Source organism: Mesorhizobium sp. ORS 3428, assembly GCF_001854785.1.
Taxonomy (GTDB): Bacteria; Pseudomonadota; Alphaproteobacteria; order Rhizobiales; family Rhizobiaceae; genus Mesorhizobium.
Genome location: NZ_MDFL01000002.1, coordinates 59,122 through 74,689, shown reverse-complemented (window position 1 = coordinate 74,689; position 15,568 = coordinate 59,122). Strand labels below are relative to the sequence as shown.

At 65.1% G+C, this 15,568-nt stretch carries 11 protein-coding genes; 10 read left to right on the top strand and 1 reads right to left on the bottom strand.

What is annotated here, in order from left to right; genetic code table 11:
- Positions 1 to 17 precede the first annotated feature (17 nt).
- The 5 genes from ORS3428_RS01885 (at position 18) to ORS3428_RS01865 (ending at position 6,933) form a co-directional block, all read left to right on the top strand.
- A complete protein-coding gene (locus tag ORS3428_RS01885; protein WP_071094115.1) occupies positions 18 to 1,277 on the top strand; it encodes a sarcosine oxidase subunit beta family protein in 1,260 nt (419 codons plus the stop codon).
- A 13-nt stretch (positions 1,278 to 1,290) separates the two neighbouring features.
- Positions 1,291 to 1,569 carry a sarcosine oxidase subunit delta gene (locus tag ORS3428_RS01880; RefSeq protein WP_071094114.1) on the top strand — a complete coding sequence of 93 codons (279 nt, stop codon included), beginning with the start codon at positions 1,291 to 1,293 and terminating at the stop codon, positions 1,567 to 1,569.
- Positions 1,566 to 4,559 carry a sarcosine oxidase subunit alpha gene (locus ORS3428_RS01875; RefSeq protein WP_071094113.1) on the top strand — a complete coding sequence of 998 codons (2,994 nt, stop codon included), beginning with the start codon at positions 1,566 to 1,568 and terminating at the stop codon, positions 4,557 to 4,559. The genes ORS3428_RS01880 and ORS3428_RS01875 overlap by 4 nt, the downstream gene beginning before the upstream one ends.
- A gap of 52 nt (positions 4,560 to 4,611) precedes the next feature.
- On the top strand, positions 4,612 to 5,199 hold the full coding sequence (gene soxG / locus ORS3428_RS01870) for a sarcosine oxidase subunit gamma family protein (RefSeq protein ID WP_071094217.1): 588 nt from the start codon (positions 4,612 to 4,614) through the stop codon (positions 5,197 to 5,199).
- A gap of 291 nt (positions 5,200 to 5,490) precedes the next feature.
- Positions 5,491 to 6,933, top strand: coding sequence for an MFS transporter (locus ORS3428_RS01865; RefSeq protein WP_071094112.1), 1,443 nt, complete (start codon positions 5,491 to 5,493; stop codon positions 6,931 to 6,933).
- Positions 6,934 to 6,944: 11 nt separating this feature from the next.
- Here the strand turns inward: ORS3428_RS01865 and ORS3428_RS01860 are convergent, their stop codons facing one another.
- Positions 6,945 to 7,649 (bottom strand): nitroreductase, encoded by a 705-nt coding sequence (locus ORS3428_RS01860; protein ID WP_071094111.1) that lies wholly within the window; start codon positions 7,647 to 7,649, stop codon positions 6,945 to 6,947.
- A 235-nt stretch (positions 7,650 to 7,884) separates the two neighbouring features.
- Between ORS3428_RS01860 and ORS3428_RS01855 the strand changes: the two genes are divergently transcribed.
- From ORS3428_RS01855 to ORS3428_RS01835, 5 genes are all read left to right on the top strand, one after another.
- Positions 7,885 to 8,472 (top strand): helix-turn-helix domain-containing protein, encoded by a 588-nt coding sequence (locus tag ORS3428_RS01855; protein WP_108722946.1) that lies wholly within the window; start codon positions 7,885 to 7,887, stop codon positions 8,470 to 8,472.
- Between the two features lie 100 nt (positions 8,473 to 8,572).
- Positions 8,573 to 11,026, top strand: a complete 2,454-nt coding sequence (locus ORS3428_RS01850) for a GcvT family protein (protein WP_071094110.1) — start codon at positions 8,573 to 8,575, stop codon at positions 11,024 to 11,026.
- Positions 11,023 to 11,922, top strand: coding sequence for a homocysteine S-methyltransferase family protein (locus ORS3428_RS01845; protein WP_071094109.1), 900 nt, complete (start codon positions 11,023 to 11,025; stop codon positions 11,920 to 11,922). The genes ORS3428_RS01850 and ORS3428_RS01845 overlap by 4 nt, the downstream gene beginning before the upstream one ends.
- On the top strand, positions 11,922 to 13,103 hold the full coding sequence (locus tag ORS3428_RS01840; protein WP_071094108.1) for a pyridoxal phosphate-dependent aminotransferase: 1,182 nt from the start codon (positions 11,922 to 11,924) through the stop codon (positions 13,101 to 13,103). Before ORS3428_RS01845 ends, ORS3428_RS01840 begins: the two co-directional genes overlap by 1 nt.
- Entirely contained in the window at positions 13,100 to 15,547 is a 2,448-nt protein-coding gene (locus tag ORS3428_RS01835; protein WP_071094107.1) for a GcvT family protein, read from the top strand. Before ORS3428_RS01840 ends, ORS3428_RS01835 begins: the two co-directional genes overlap by 4 nt.
- Positions 15,548 to 15,568 lie beyond the last annotated feature (21 nt).

Genomic DNA, 15,568 nt, shown 5'->3' with positions numbered 1-15,568 from the left:
ACAGGACGACACGAAGAATGGCGGAATACTCGGCCTTTTCGCTGCTAAAGAACGCGCTGAACGGAAATCAGGACTGGAAGCCGGCCTGGCGCAAGCCGGACCCCAAGGCATCCTACGATGTGATCGTCGTCGGCGGCGGCGGCCATGGGCTCTCGACAGCCTACTATCTCGCCAAGGAACATGGCATCACCAATGTGGCGGTGCTTGAAAAAGGCTGGCTGGGTTCCGGCAATGTCGGGCGCAACACCACCGCCGTGCGGTCCAATTATCTCCTGCCCCAGAACACCCGCTTCTACGAACATTCGATGAAGCTGTGGGAGAACCTGTCGCACGACCTCAACTACAACGTCATGTTCTCGCAGCGCGGCTGCCTGAACCTCGCGCACACGCCGGCCCAGCTCGACGACTATGCAAGGCGTGGCAATGCCATGCGCCATCTCGGCGTCGATGCGGAGTTGATGAGCGTCGAGCAGATCAAGCGCCTTGTGCCGGCACTGGACGTCTCGGGCTCGGCGCGCTTTCCTATCCTCGGCGGGCTGATGCAGCCGCGCGCCGGTACCGCCCGCCACGACGCGGTGGCCTGGGGCTATGCACGCGGCGCGGACCGGCGCGGYGTCGATATCGTCGAGAATTGCGAGGTCACCGGTTTCCTTCGCGACGGCGATCGCGTCACCGGGGTGACGACGACACGCGGGGAAATCCGCGCCAAAAAGGTCGCGCTGGCCGTTGCCGGCAGCACCGGCCGTGTCATGCAGCTTGCGGGTATTTCCCGTATGCCGATCGAAAGCTATGTGCTGCAGGCCTTCGTCTCGGAGTCGATCAAGCCTATCATCAACACCATTCTTACCTTCGGCATGGGCCATTTCTACATCTCGCAATCCGACAAGGGCGGCCTCGTCTACGGCGGCGACCTCGACGGCTATAACAGCTACGCCCAGCGCGGCAGCCTGCCGATCGTCGATGAAGTGATGAGCGAGATGCTGKCGCTGTTCCCGGGTCTGGCGCGGGTGCGCATGCTGCGCTCCTGGGGCGGGATTTGCGACATGACGATRGACGGGTCGCCGATCATCACCACCGGCCCGCTGCCCGGCATGTATCTCAATTGCGGCTGGTGCTATGGCGGCTTCAAGGCGACGCCGGCGTCGGGCTGGTGCTTTGCCTGGACCATTGCCAAGGACGAACCGCACGAGTTCAACGCGCCCTTCACGCTCGATCGCTTCTATCGCGGCCTGATCATCGACGACAAAGGCCAGGGCGCGACGCCCAGGCTGCATTAGGGTCGAAATCAAAATGCTGATCACCTGTCCCTACTGCGGCCCCCGCGACGTGATTGAATTCACCTACCAGGGCGACGGCAACCGCGAGCGGCCGCAGCCTGCCTCGCAGGATCTCGACGCCTGGAACGCCTATGTCTACGACCGGCTGAACCCGGCCGGCGATCACAACGAGATCTGGCAGCACTCCGGCGGCTGCCGCGCGCATCTGAGGGTGGTGCGCAACACGCTCACCCACGAGATCCTGAGCACCGCCTTCGCCCGCGGCGGCCACAAGACGGAGGGCCGCCCGTGAGCCCGCGCCGCACCGATACCGGCGGCCGTATCGACCGGCTGCGCACCATCCGCTTCACCTTCGACGGCGCGCCCTACACCGGCCATGCCGGCGATACGCTGGCATCGGCGCTGCTCGCCAATGGCGTGACGCTGTTCGGCCGTTCGTTCAAATATCACCGACCGCGCGGCCTGCTCGCCGCCGGCGTCGAAGAGCCGAATGCGCTGGTCACCGTTTTGCGCGGCGATGTGCGCGAACCAAACGTTCCCGCCACTATGGTCGAGATCTATGACGGGCTCGTCGCCGTCAGCCAGAACCGCTCCCCTTCGCTGGCCTGGGATATCGGCGCGCTCAACCAACTCGGCGGCAAGCTCCTGTCGGCCGGCTTCTACTACAAGACCTTTATGGGACCAGTGATCGGTCCGCTCAAGGGCACCCGCTTCTGGATGTTCTGCGAGCATTTCATCCGCCGCGCCGCCGGCCTCGGCAAGGCGGGTACCGCGCCCGATACCTCGCGCTACGAGCGCATGAACGCCTTCTGCGACGTGCTGGTGGTGGGTTCCGGCCCGGCCGGCCTGATGGCGGCGAAGGCAGCGGCCGACCACGGCGCGCGCGTGATCCTGGCCGAGCTCGATGCGCATTTCGGCGGGTCCGCCAACTGGTCGGGCGAAACCATCGACGGTTCGCCGGCTTCTGATTGGGCCCAGCGCATCGTCGGCCAGCTCGAAGGCTATGACAACGTCCGCCTGCTGCCGCGCACGACGGTCTGGGGCTACTATGACGGCAACACGCTTGCCGCGCTGGAACGGGTGACCGATCACAAGGAAGTCCCGGGCAAGGGCGAACCGCGCCAGCGTTATTGGGCGATCCGCGCCAAGACGGTCGTTCTTACCACCGGCTCCTTCGAACGTCCGCTGGTGTTTCCGGGCAACGACCGCCCGGGCGTCATGTTGGCGCACGCGGCCGAGCGCTACGCCAATGAATACGGCGTGCTGCCCGGCCAGCGCATCGCATTGTTCACCAACAATGACAGCGCCTATCGCTCGGCCGTTGCTTTGAAGCAGGCCGGTGCCGCCGTCGTCGCCGTCATCGACGTCCGCAGCGACGTGTCGAACGAGGTGAGCAGGATGGCGAGCGAAGCCGAGGCCGAACTGTTCGCAGGCCATGCCGTGGTCGCGACCGAAGGCGGCAAGGCGCTTACCGGCCTCAAGGTACAGCGCTTCGATTTGATGAGCGGCGCGCTCAGCGGCGAGGAGCGCAGCATCCATGCCGACTGCCTGCTGATGTCCGGCGGCTGGTCGCCGACGATCCATCTCGCCAGCCAGGCCGGCGCGAAGCCCGAGTGGGACTCGGCCAGGCAGGCCTTCCTGCCGCCGCAGCCGACGCAGCGCTGGATCGGCGCCGGCGCCTTTACCGGCAGTTTCTCGACCGTCGAAGCCATCGCCGAGGGCCGCGCGGCCGGTCTCTCGGCGGCCGGCGCAGCCGCCTCCTCCGCTCCCCTGCCCGCGGTCGAAGCTGCCCCCGGCGAGCCCGACCCCGCACCGGTTTTCGAGATCAAGGCCAAGGGCAAGAGCTTCGTCGATTTCCAGCACGACGTGACCGCCGAGGACGTGCGGCTTGCGCACCGCGAGGGCTTCATCTCGGTCGAGCATCTGAAGCGCTACACCACGCTCGGCATGGCGACCGACCAGGGCAAGAGCTCCAACGTGCCGGGTCTCGCCATGATGGCCGAAGCGCTGGGCAAGCCGATCACGGAAGTCGGCACGACGCGCTTCCGGCCGCCCTACACCGCCGTGTCGATCGGTTCGCTGGCCGCCGAGCGCTTCGGCGATTTGAAGCCCGAGCGGCTGACACCGATGCATGACTGGCACATCGCCAACGGCGCGACCATGTATTCGGCCGGCCTGTGGTACCGGCCGATGATCTACGGACTTGCCGGCGAAACCGTCGAGCAGGCCTATGTTCGCGAAGCCAAGGCCACGCGCGAAAGCGCCGGCATCGTCGATGTCTCCACGCTTGGCAAGATCGCCGTGCAGGGACCGGATGCGGCCGAGTTCCTCGACCGCGTCTATACCAACATGTTTTCCACGCTCGCCGTCGGCAAAGCCCGCTACGGCCTGATGCTGCGCGAGGACGGCTTGGCCTTCGACGACGGCACCACTTGGCGGCTCGGCGAGCAGGATTTCCTGATGACCACCACCACCGCCAATGCGGGCAAGGTGATGCAGCATCTGGAATATTTTCTCGACGTCATCTGGCCCGAACTGAAAGTCACCGTCACCTCCGTCACCGACGAATGGGCGGGTGCCGCGATCGGCGGACCGAAGGCCAGGGCCATCCTTGCCGCTTGCGTGACCGGCACCGCCGTCAACAACGCGGCGCTTCCCTTCATGGGCATCGTCCACAGTGAGATCGCGGGCGTGCCGGTGATGATCTGCCGCCTCTCCTTCTCCGGCGAAATGGCCTTCGAGGTCTATTGCGGCGCCGGCTACGGCACCCGCGTCTGGGAAGCCCTCATCGAAGCCGGCAAGCCGTTCGGCCTGGTCACCTACGGCCTCGAGGCGCTCGGCACCATGCGCATCGAGAAGGGTCACGTCACCGGCGCCGAGATCGACGGCCGCACCACCGCCCGCGACCTGCATCTCGACTGGATGCTGTCGAAGAAGAAGCCCTTTATCGGCTCGTCGATGATGGACCGCGAAGGCCTCATCTCACCGGAGCGGCTGCAGCTTGTCGGGTTGATCTCGCTCGACAACCGACCGTTCAACGGCGGCGCCCACATTGTCGAGGAACTGGACGAGGAGAACCCGCACGATTCGATCGGCCACATCACCGCCTGCTGCTATTCGCCGGCGCTCGGCAAATACATCGCGCYGGCGCTGGTCAAGGGCGGCAAGGCGCGCCACGGCACGCGCGCCTTCGTCTCCGACCCGCTGCGCAACCGGTTCGGGCCGATCGAGATCGTCTCCAATCATTTCTACGATCCGGACGGGAGCCGCATGCATGGTTGAGCGTCGATCGCCCGAACGCCAATTGTCGGAACGCCAATTGCCCGAACGCCAATTGCCCGAGCGCTTGTCGCCGCTTGAGCCGGTCTACCATCCGGGCTCGCACGGCAATTTCGAGCATGGCGTCGACGTCATCCTGTCCGAGACGCGGCCGGGCTCGATCCTGCAGTTTGCGGCCTGGCCGGGCGAGGAGAAGCGGCTGATGTCAGGCATATACAAGGTGACAGGTCTTGCCCTACCTGACGGCGCCGGCGGCGGTGTCGTCAACGGGGCGAAATCGGCATTCGGCTTCGCACCGGGCAAATTCACCGTGGTCGACGAGGTCGAGGGCTTGGCGTCCGCGTTCACAGGCGTGATCACACCTTCAGTCGGCACGCTCACCGACCTGTCGCACGGCCRCACCGCGATCCGCGTCGCCGGCCCCAAAGCGGAATGGGTGCTGGCGAAATTCTTCGCCATCGACTTCGCCTTGCCGGCCTTCCCGCTGGGCGCCGGCCGCTCGACCAATCATCACGACATTTTCGCCCAGATCCAGCGCAGCGGCGCCGATCAGTTCGACATCTATGTGTTCCGCTCCTTCGCGCGCTCCTTCTGGAAGGCCTTGTGCCACGCCAGCGAGGAAGTCGGCTACGAGGTGCATTAATGCATGTCGCCCAAAAGTGCGCAGCGGTTTTGGGGAACGACATGCATCAAAACAAAGACCTAAAGCGCGTCGTGTCAGCGCGACGCGCTTTAGGGCAATTCCAGGAACGGTTTTCCATTCGGAATTGCGTCAAGAAGCGCAGCACCAATGGGTTGGCGCAGCAGACGGCTGGCACTATCGACGGCCACAACTGCTGCTTGAGCCTTGGCCCAGCGGGGCGATAGATAAGGAATCACGGACGCTTGTCGGGGCAGGCGCCCGTCCAGGCAACCGGTTCGACAATACCCTCCCATGACCGCAGAGACTACGGCGACAGCCACGACCCGCTTTGCTCCGGTGGGCGAGCCGTCGATGCTGTTGCCGGCAACGGTCGCCTGCGGCGTCTTCATGACCAGCCTCGACCAGAATGTCGTGGTGACCGCGCTCCCCGGCATCGGCGAAAGCCTGGATCGCCCGCCGAGCCAACTCGGTCTTCTCATCACCGTCTATGTCGCGAGCCTCATCGTCACGATGCCGCTCGGCGGCTGGCTGGCTGATCGCTTCGGCCTGCGCAACGTCTACTGTTTTGCGCTGCTCGTCTTTGCCAGCGCCTCGGCGCTCTGCGGCCTGTCGGAAAACATCTGGATGCTAGTCGGCTCGCGCGCGCTTCAGGGGTTCGGCGGCGCGCTGATGGGCACGCTCGGCCAGGTCGTGATCCTGTCTAGCTTCCCGCGCGACCGCACGCTGAAGATCAACATGTACATTTCGCTCGCCGGCCAGTCCGGGCCGCTGGTCGGGCCGTTGGTCGGCGGCGCGCTCACCACTTACGTCTCGTGGCGCTGGATTTTTTACATCAACATACCGATCGCGCTGACCGCTGCCCTGCTCGCGGTCTCGCTATTCCCCACGACGACCAAGCCCGTCCGCACGCCCTTCGACTTTCCCGGCTTTCTGCTCGTCGGCAGCGGCATGACCCTGCTCGTCTTCGGTATGGATTCGCTGGCCGCGAAGGAAGTCGCAGGCGGCAGCATCGCCATGGAGCTTGGGCTGGCGATAGCCATCCTGACCGTCGCCTCCTTCTACTGCCTGCGCGCCCGCAACCCGCTGCTCGATCTCAATTTGCTGCGCATCCGCACCTTCCGCATCAGCTTCCTCACCGGCGGCGGTCTCGACACGATCGGACTGAGCTCGGTGGTGTTCCTTTTGCCGCTGATGTTCCAGCTCGGCTTCGGCATGAGCGCGGTGCAGGCGGGATCGCTGACCTTTGTCGCTGCCATCGGATCCGTGCTGATGCGCTTCTTCATGCCGCGCAYTCTCAACCGTTACGGCTTCAGGCGCGTGCTGGTCGCCAACACGCCGATTGTCGCCCTGCTGGTCGCCGGCTTTGCCCTGATGCAGGAAAGCACGCCGCACTGGATCGTGCTCACCTACATCTTCGTCTTCGGCCTCTTCCGTTCCGTGCAATGGGCCTCGACCGGGAATCTCGCCTATTCGGACATCGCGCCGGAGCAGCTTTCCCGCTTCAGCGCGCTCTACTACATCCTTTGGCAGCTGGCGGTCGCGATCAGCGTCGGCCTGGCGGCGGCTCTGCTGTCGCTGCTTGCCGGAGGCGGCCAGGCCAGCGTCAACGACTACCGCATCCTGTTCGTCATCGAAGCCCTGATCACGCTCTGCGCGCTATCAGCCTATCTCAGGCTCACGCCGCAGGACGGCGCCCATGTCAGCGGCCATGGCGCGCATGTGAGCGCGGAATAGCTCCAGCGGCATTATTCCGCGAACGTCACCCAGTCTTCAAGCGGCGCGCGATCGGTGCGGAATTCGTTCTCGGGCTTCGATGTGTCCTCGTAGCCGAGCGCCATGCCGCAGACAACGATCTCCTCGGCTGGAATATTGAGCACCGGACGGATCTGCCGGTGATAGGGCGCGAAGGCCGCCTGCGGACAGCTATGCAGGCCCCTGCCCCGCGCCGCGACCATGATGTTCTGCAGGAACATGCCGTAGTCGATCCACGATCCCTTGTTGAGTCGCCGGTCGACCGTGAAGATCATGCCGACCGGGGCATCGAAGAAGACGAAGTTGCGGTCGTGCTGCGCCCGCATTTTGTCGACCTCGCGCCGGCCGATGCCGATCGCGCCGTAGAGACCGAACCCGTTGGCGCGGCGCCGGCTGAGATAGGGCTCGAAGAACTGGTCGGGATAGTAGCGATACTCGTCCCATTCCGCCTTCTCCGCGCGAATGCCGGAATTGAGGATAGCGTCGCTGATGCGCTGCTTTATCTCGCCCTTGGTCACATAGACCCGCCAGGGCTGCATGTTGGTTCCCGACGGCGCCCGCGCCGCGACGGTGAGGATGGCGCGGATCGTCTCGTCGTCTACCATATCGGGCAAAAAGGCGCGCACCGACCGTCGCGACATGATCGCCTCGTCGACAATCGCCGCATCGAGCGCGATCCGGCTATTCTTTTCCAGCATGGGCCGTCCCTTCACGCATGGCTGGACCCGGCAACCTGGTTCCCGCAATGACCACCCGCAGACACGAATAACTCATTGGTCCTCGACCGGACGCCCCACTCGCCGCTAGTCGGCGAGGCTTTGCATCAACCGCCAAAATCGCGCAAGCAAATCTTACACCACATGAAAATCTACTTGATTTTTTCACATGTCTGCTGTCTCATGAAATTTGAGCAGATTTTTTCATGAGGAGCAATTGACCTCGACGGCCGCTAGATCGGAGCAGGACAGTGGCGAGCGGTTGCTGGCCGGCGACATCCGTGCGCTGCGCAAGGCGCGCGGGCTGACGCTCGCCGAGATCGCTCTCAAGCTCGGGCGCTCGGTCGGCTGGGTCAGCCAGGTCGAGCGCGGCCTGTCGGTCCCTTCGCTAAGCGACCTCAGGGCCTTCGCCGAACTCTTCGGCGTCCCGCTCAGCCTGTTCTTCAGCCATGACGTGCCCGTCGAAGAGGAGCGCGGCGTGATCGTGCGCGCCGGCCGCCGCCGCTCGCTCGGCACAAGCGAATCCGGCCTGGTGGAGGAACTTCTCTCGCCCGACCTAGGCGGCAGCTTCGAGATGCTGCGCTCGGTCTTCGCGCCGGGCGYGGAGCTGAAGGCCGAAGCCCGCCGCCCGACCGAAGAAGCGGGTTATGTCGCATCCGGTACCTTCGAGATCGAGATCGGCGGCGTCTGGCATCGGCTTGGCGAAGGCGACAGCTTTCGCTTCGAGGGCAAGCCGTTCCGCTGGCGCAATCCCGGCACCGAAGCGGCGGTCGTCATCTGGGTGGTCTCGCCGCCCGTCTAWTGAACCAGTGCATGCCGCCCAAAAATGTGCATCGGTTTTGGGACGACGGCATGCATGAAAAAGAAAAAAACGCGTCATCACGCGCGTTGGATTGGAGGAGAACATGGCCGGTTTACCGACCACGGCACGCGTTGTGATCATCGGAGGCGGTGTCGTCGGTGCGTCATCGCTCTACCACCTCTGCAAAGCGGGCTGGACCGATTGCGTGCTGCTCGAAAAGAACGAGCTGACGTCGGGCTCGACCTGGCATGCCGCCGGCAACGTGCCGACCTTCTCCTCGTCATGGTCGCTGATGAACATGCAGCGTTATTCGACCGAGCTCTACCGCGGCCTCGCCGAGGCGGTCGATTATCCGATGAACTACCATGTCACCGGCTCGCTCAGGCTCGCGCACACCAAAGAGCGCATGCAGGAGTTCCAGCGCGCCAAGGGCATGGGCCGCTACCAGGGCATGGACATCGACGTCGTCGGGCTCGACGAGATCAAGCGGCGCTATCCCTTTATCGAGACGCACGACCTCAAGGGCGCACTCTATGATCCGAGCGATGGCGACATCGACCCGGCGCAGTTGACCCAGGCGCTTGCCAAGGGCGCGCGCGATATGGGCGCCAAGATCATCCGCTTTTGCCCGGTGACCAGCGTTCGCCGCGAGAACGGTGAATGGGTTGTCACTACGCCGCAGGGCGAGATTCGCTCAGAGATCGTCGTCAACGCCGCCGGCTACCGCGCTGCCGAAGTTGGAAAAATGTTCGGCCGTGAGGTGCCGATGATGGTGATGAGCCATCAATACATCCTGTTCGAAGAGATCCCCGAGCTCGCCGCCTGGACGAAGGAACAGGGCCACAAGTTGCCGCTGCTGCGCGACGTCGACACGTCCTACTACCTGCGCCAGGAAAAGACCGGGATGAATCTCGGCCCCTATGAGCGCAATTGCCGCGCGCATTGGGTGGGCCACAACGATCTGATGCCGGAGGATTTTTCCTTCCAGCTCTTCCCCGACGATCTCGACCGGTTGGAGCACTATCTTGCCGACGCCGTCGCCCGCGTGCCGATCCTCGGCACCGCCGGCCTTTCCAAGGTCATCAACGGGCCGATCCCCTATGCGCCGGACGGTAACCCGCTGATCGGGCCGATGCCCGGGGTGYCGAACGCCTTCGAGGCCTGCGTGTTCACTTTCGGCATCGCGCAAGGGGGYGGCGCCGGCAAGGTGYTGGCCGAATGGGTGACGGAGGGCCAAACCGAGTGGGACATGTGGTCCTGCGATCCGCGCCGCTTCACCGCCTTCGCTTCCGCGCCCGACTATTGCGTTGCCAAGGGTATGGAAATCTACGGCAACGAATACGCCATCCAGTTCCCGCGCCATGCCTGGCCCGCGGGGCGCGACCGCAAGCACTCGCCGCTGCATGACCGCATCAAGGCGCTGGGCGCCCAGTTCGATGCCTATAATGGCTGGGAGCGCGCCACCTGGTATGCGCAACCGGGCGATCACACTTCGGAGGAATCGACGCTGACCTTCCGCCGCGACRGCCCGTGGCAACACCGCGTGCGCGAGGAATGCCTGGCCGTGCGCGACGCCGCCGGCATCCTCGACCTGCCCGGCTTCTCGCGCTTCAACCTCGAAGGTCCGGGTGYCGCCGAATGGCTGGCGCTGCAGGTCACCGGCCTTGTGCCGAAGCCGGGCCGGATCGGCCTGGTCTATTTCGCCGACGACAAGGGTCGCATAGTCACCGAGATGTCGGTCGTGCGCGATGGCGAGGACCACATRACGCTGATCACCGCGGCGGTGGCGCAGTGRCATGATTTCGAATGGCTGAAGTCGCGCGTGCCGGCCGGCGCGGCCTTCACGCTGACCGACCGCACCGAAGAGTACTCCACCCAGATCCTCGYCGGCCCGAACTCACGCAAGATCCTTGCCGAGGTGTGCGACGCGGATCTGTCGCTCCCCTGGTTGACACATCAGGAAACGACCATCGCCGGGCGCTGGGCGAAGCTGGTGCGGGTCTCCTTCGCCGGCGAGCTCGGTTGGGAGATTCACACCAGGGTAGCCGACACCATAGCGGTCTTCGACGCCGTCTGGGCCGCCGGCCAGAAGCATGGCCTGAAGCCGTTCGGCATGTACGCGCTGGATTCGCTCCGCCTGGAAAAAGGCTATCGCGCCTGGAAGGGTGATCTGTCGACCGACTATTCGATCCTGCAGGGCGGGCTGGAGCGCTTCGTCAAATGGGACAAGCCCGACTTCCGCGGCAAGGCGGCTCTGCTCAACGAGAAACAGCAGGGCGTCAAGAAGCGCTTCGTCACGCTGGTCGTCGAGAATCCCGGCGAATGCGATGCGCCCTATATGTCGACGCTCTGGCATGACGGGAAAATCGTCGGCGAGACGACTTCGGGCGGCTGGGGCCACCGCGTCGGCAAATCGATCGCCCTCGGCATGCTGCGCGCCGATCTCGCCGAGCCGGGCACCGCCGTGGAGGTCGAGATCTTCGGCGACCGCTTCAAGGCGGTGGTGCAGAAGGACGAGCCGCTCTGGGATCCCAAGAACGAGAGGTTGCGGGCATGACAGCCGTCATCCTTACCGACGGCGGCATGGGCCAGGAACTGGTCCGGCGAAGCAAATCCGAGCCGACGCCCTTGTGGTCGGCTAGGGTGCTGATCGACGAGCCGGAACTGGTGCGCGGCCTGCATGCCGAATTCATCCGCGCCGGCGCCCGCGTCATCACCATCAACACCTATTCGGCGACGCCGGAGCGACTGGCGCGCGAGGGCGCCGGGGAGCTGTTCGAGCCTCTGCAGAAGCGTGGAATCGAGCTCGCCAGGCAGGCGCGTGACGAAGCGGGCGACGCCGCCATCGCCGGCTGCCTGTCGCCTTTGTTCGGCAGCTACGCGCCCGCACTGACCATTTCCTTCGAGGAGACGCTCGGCATCTATCGCCGCATCGTTGCCGAGCAGGCCGACGGTGTCGACCTGTTCCTGTGCGAGACCATGGCCTCCGCCGAAGAGGGGCGCGCTGCGGTCACGGCGGCATGCGAAAGCGGCAAGCCGGTCTGGGTCTCCTGGACTCTCGCCGACCATGGGACGCCCCGCCTCCGCAGCGGCGAAAGCATTGCGGCCGCGGCCGGCGCCCTCGGCGATCTGCCGGTGTCGGCGCGGCTGCTCAACTGCTGCCGCCCCGAAGCCATCACCGCCGCGTTGCCGGAACTCCTCGCCCTAGGAGGTTCCGTCGGCGCCTATGCCAACGGCTTCACCTCAGTCGAGGCACTCAAGCATGGCGGAACGGTAGACGTGCTGCACGCCCGCCACGACCTCGATCCAGACGCCTATGCCGACCAGGCGATGGACTGGGTCGAGACTGGCGCCAGCATCGTCGGCGGCTGCTGCGAAGTCGGCCCAGCTCACATTGCTGCCTTGCGCGACCGGCTCGAGCAGGCCGGCCATCACATCTCGGGAGTAACCTGATGCCAAAACCATCAAAGCGCATTACCGGCATCGTGCCTTCGGGCAAGGATGGCTGGGAAGTCCATTTCGCCGCCTGGACCCGCAGGGCCGCGGGCGAGGACATCATCGTGCTCTCGGTCGGCGACCATGACTTCGACACGCCGTCGCAAACGATCGAGGCCTGCGTCAACGCCGTCCGCGGCAGCAACCACCACTACACCCCGCTCCCCGGCCTGCCGCGCCTGCGCAAGGCCATGGCGGCGGCCTCCACCGCCTGCACAGGTATCTTGACGGAGCCGGACGAGATCATCGCCACGGCCGGCGGCCAGGGCGCGCTCTACGCCGCGGTGCAGGGCGTGCTCGATCCCGGCGATCATGCCATCGTCGTTGCGCCTTATTATGCCACCTACCCCAACACCTTCAGCGCCGCCGGCGCGAGCTTCACCGTGGTCGAAACGCCGGCCGAGGACGGCTTCCAGCCTCGCGCCGACATGATCMGCGCCGCGCTCCGGGCAAACACGCGCGCCATCCTGATCAACACGCCGAACAACCCGACAGGCGCGGTCTATTCGCGCGAACGGCTCGAGCAGCTCGCCCAAATCTGCAAGGAGCACGATCTCTGGCTCCTGTCGGACGAGGTCTACTGGACGCTCGGCAGCGGCGAGCACATCTCGCCGCGCTCGCTGTCCGGCATGGCCGAGCGCACGCTGGTCATCAACTCGATGTCGAAAAGCCACGGCATGACCGGCTGGCGCATGGGCTGGCTCACGGGCCCGAAGGCGATGATCGCGCTGATGGCCGACCTCAACCTGGTGACGACCTACGGCCTGCCGGCCTTCATCTCGATCGCCTGCGCCGAGGCGCTCGAAAGCCACTACGGCGTACAGGAAATCGCCGAGCGCTACGCCGCGCGCCGCACCGTCTTCCTGGATGCCATACGCGACGCAAATGAACTCACGGTGCACGGCTCCGAAGGCGGCATGTATGTCATGCTCGACATCTCGGCCGTCGAGCCTGACGATGAGAAATTTGCCTGGGCGCTGCTCGACAAGGAAAAGGTCGGCGTCATGCCGGGCTCAAGCTTCGGCGAGGCCGCCGCCGGCCACGTCCGCATCAGCCTCTGCCAGCCCGAAGCCGTGCTTCAGGAAGCGGCGCTTCGCGTGCGCCGCTTCGCCTCCAACTATCGCCGCGAGGCCGCATGACCAAGAGCATCCCCACCAAGGCCCGCGCCGTCATCATCGGCGGCGGCGTCTCCGGCTGCTCGGTCGCCTATCATCTGGCCAAGCTCGGCTGGACCGATATCGTGCTGCTCGAACGCAAGCAGCTCACCTGCGGCACGACCTGGCATGCGGCCGGCCTGATCGGTCAGTTGCGCGCCTCGCAGAACATGACGCGGCTGGCGAAATACTCGGCCGACCTTTACGTCAAGCTCGAAGCCGAGACCGGCGTCGGCACCGGCATGCGCCAGGTCGGCTCGATCACCGTGGCGCTGACCGAGGAGCGCAAGCACGAAATTTATAGGCAGGCCTCGCTCGCCCGCGCCTTCGATGTCGACGTGCACGAGATTTCGCCGAGCGAAGTCAAGGAGATGTATMCGCATCTCAACGTCTCCGACGTGGTCGGTGCGGTGCACTTGCCGCTCGACGGCCAATGCGACCCGGCCAACATCGCCATGGCGCTGGCCAAGGGCGCGCGCCAGCGCGGAGCGACCGTCATCGAAAACGTTAAGGTCACCAAGGTCCACACCAGGAACGGCCGCGTTTCCGGCGTCTTCTGGGCGCAAGGCGAGGACCAGGGCACAATCGAGACCGACATCGTCGTCAACTGCGCCGGCATGTGGGCGCGCGAGCTTGGACGCCAGAACGGCGTCACCATCCCGCTGCACGCCTGCGAGCATTTCTATCTCATCACGGAGCCGATCCCCGGCCTTACYCGCCTGCCGGTGCTGCGCGTCCCGGACGAATGCGCCTATTACAAGGAGGACGCCGGCAAGATGATGCTCGGTGCCTTCGAGCCGGTAGCGAAGCCATGGGGCATGGATGGCATCCGCGAGGATTTCTGCTTCGATCAGTTGCCCGAGGACATGGAGCATTTCGAGCCGATCCTCGAAATGGGCGTCAACCGCATGCCGATGCTGGGTACCGCCGGCATCCACACCTTCTTCAACGGTCCGGAAAGCTTCACGCCGGACGACCGCTACTATCTCGGCGAGGCGCCGGAACTTTCCGGCTACTGGATGGCGACCGGCTACAACTCAATCGGCATCGTCTCCTCCGGCGGCGCCGGCATGGCGCTGGCGCAATGGATCAACGACGGCGAGGCGCCCTTCGACCTCTGGGAGGTCGACATCCGCCGCGCCCAGCCCTTCCAGAAGAACCGCCGCTACCTCAAGGAGCGCGTTTCAGAAACGCTTGGCCTGCTTTACGCCGACCATTTCCCCTACCGCCAAATGGCGACCTCGCGCGGCGTGCGCCGCTCGCCTCTGCATGAGCATTTGAAGGCGCGCGGCGCGGTCTTCGGCGAGGTTGCCGGCTGGGAACGCGCCAACTGGTTCGCCCGCGAAGGCCAGGAGCGCGAATATCGCTATTCCTGGAAGCGGCAGAACTGGTTCGACAACCAGCGCGAGGAGCACCTGGCGGTGCGCAACGGTGTCGGCCTGTTCGACATGACCTCCTTCGGCAAGATCCGCGTCGAGGGGCGCGATGCCTGCGCCTTCCTGCAGCGGCTCTGCGCCAACGACATGGACGTCGGGCCAGGCAGGATCGTCTATACGCAGATGCTCAACGCCAAGGGCGGCATCGAAAGCGACCTCACGGTAACGCGGCTTTCGGAGACGGCCTATTTCCTCGTCGTGCCGGGGGCCACGCTGCAGCGCGACCTCGCCTGGCTGAGGCGGCATGTCGGCGACGAATTCGTCGTCATCACCGACGTGACCGCTTCCGAGGCTGTGATCTGCCTGATGGGGCCGGACTCGCGAAAGCTGATCCAGAAGGTGAGCCCGAACGACTTCTCCAACGAAGCCAATCCATTCGGCACCTTCCAGGAGATCGAGATCGGCATGGGGCTGGCCCGCGCCCACCGCGTCACCTATGTCGGCGAGCTCGGCTGGGAGCTCTATGTCTCGACCGACCAGGCGGCCCATGTCTTCGAGGCGATCGCCGATGCCGGCGCCGGTGTCGGCMTGAAGCTCTGCGGGCTGCATACGCTGGATTCCTGCCGCATCGAAAAGGCCTTCCGCCATTTCGGCCACGACATCACCGACGAGGACAATGTGCTGGAGGCGGGCCTTGGCTTCGCCGTGAAGACGAGCAAGCCCGGCTTCATCGGCCGCGACGCGGTGCTCAGGAAGAAGGAAGCCGGCCTGTCACGCCGGCTGGTGCAGTTCCGTCYGAAAGACCCGCAGCCCCTGCTCTTCCACAACGAGGCGATCCTGCGCGACGGCAAGATCGTCGGCCCGATCACCTCCGGCAATTACGGCCACCATCTCGGCGGAGCGATCGGCCTCGGCTATGTGTCCTGCAAGGGCGAGAGCGAGGCGGACGTGCTGGGCTCGTCCTACGAGGTGGAGATCGCCGGCGAACGTTTCGCCGCGGAAGCATCGCTGAAGCCGATGTATGATCCGAAGGCGGAACGGGTGAGGATGTGACCTCTTCCTTCTCCCGTTCTA

Coding starts and splice junctions, on each gene's coding strand:
- ORS3428_RS01880 (WP_071094114.1), top strand. CDS start 1,291: ATGCTGATCACCTGTCCCTACTGCGGCCCCCGCGACGTGATTGAATTC.
- ORS3428_RS01860 (WP_071094111.1), bottom strand. CDS start 7,649: ATGCTGGAAAAGAATAGCCGGATCGCGCTCGATGCGGCGATTGTCGAC.
- ORS3428_RS01845 (WP_071094109.1), top strand. CDS start 11,023: ATGACAGCCGTCATCCTTACCGACGGCGGCATGGGCCAGGAACTGGTC.